Source organism: Pseudomonas sp. Pdm06 (assembly GCF_014851795.1).
In the GTDB taxonomy this organism is placed as follows: Bacteria; Pseudomonadota; Gammaproteobacteria; order Pseudomonadales; family Pseudomonadaceae; genus Aquipseudomonas; species Aquipseudomonas fluorescens_AA.
This window is the reverse complement of sequence record NZ_JACVAH010000039.1, coordinates 1-939: the sequence shown is the minus strand read 5'-3', so window position 1 is coordinate 939 and position 939 is coordinate 1. Positions and strand designations below refer to the sequence as shown.

2 tRNA genes and 2 rRNA genes are annotated in these 939 nt (G+C 48.6%); all 4 read right to left on the bottom strand.

From position 1 onward, the window contains the following. A 23S ribosomal RNA gene (locus tag IB266_RS30440) occupies nt 1-304 on the bottom strand; the annotation flags it as partial. A 241-nt stretch (nt 305-545) separates the two neighbouring features. Then, nucleotides 546-621 (bottom strand) — tRNA-Ala (locus tag IB266_RS30435). A 10-nt stretch (nt 622-631) separates the two neighbouring features. Continuing rightward, nucleotides 632-708, bottom strand: a tRNA-Ile gene (locus tag IB266_RS30430). 123 nt (nt 709-831) lie between these two features. Continuing rightward, nucleotides 832-939 (bottom strand): 16S ribosomal RNA (locus IB266_RS30425); the annotation flags it as partial.

Sequence of the window (939 nt, the reverse complement as noted above, 5' to 3'; positions counted from 1 at the left end):
TTCCAGAGCGTTCCGCTAAAATCAAAGAAGCTTAAGGGCTAGTCCCCGTTCGCTCGCCACTACTAAGGGAATCTCGGTTGATTTCTTTTCCTCAGGGTACTTAGATGTTTCAGTTCCCCTGGTTCGCTTCTTGCACCTATGTATTCAGTACAAGATAACCATCTTATGATGGCTGGGTTCCCCCATTCAGACATCTCCGGATCACAGTCTGTTTGCCGACTCCCCGAAGCTTTTCGCAGGCTACCACGTCTTTCATCGCCTCTGACTGCCAAGGCATCCACCGTATGCGCTTCTTCACTTGACCATATAACCCCAAGCAATCTGGTTATACTGTGAAGACGACATTCGCCGAAAATTCGATCTTGCTCTACGAGCAACTCACAAATTTTACCTTAGCCTGATCCGTTACCAGTGAAAGTAACGTTCAGTCTATCTTTCTATCACATACCCAAATTTTTAAAGAACGAACTAGTCAAAAGACTAGAAATCAACATTCACCATCACCTTGATGGAATGCTCATTTCTAAGCTTTCAGAAGCAGTTTATGGTGGAGCCAAGCGGGATCGAACCGCTGACCTCCTGCGTGCAAGGCAGGCGCTCTCCCAGCTGAGCTATGGCCCCATAACAAAATTGGTGGGTCTGGGCAGATTCGAACTGCCGACCTCACCCTTATCAGGGGTGCGCTCTAACCAACTGAGCTACAGACCCAATTTCGAGCTTGTAACTGTTAGCTGTGAGCTATCAGCTTGGAGCTTAAAGCTGCTTCTATCGTCTTCTTCAATGAATCAAGCAATTCGTGTGGGAGCTCATGAAGCAGCTGCGGTCGTCGATTAAGGAGGTGATCCAGCCGCAGGTTCCCCTACGGCTACCTTGTTACGACTTCACCCCAGTCATGAATCACACCGTGGTAACCGTCCCCCCGAAGGTTAGACTAGCTAC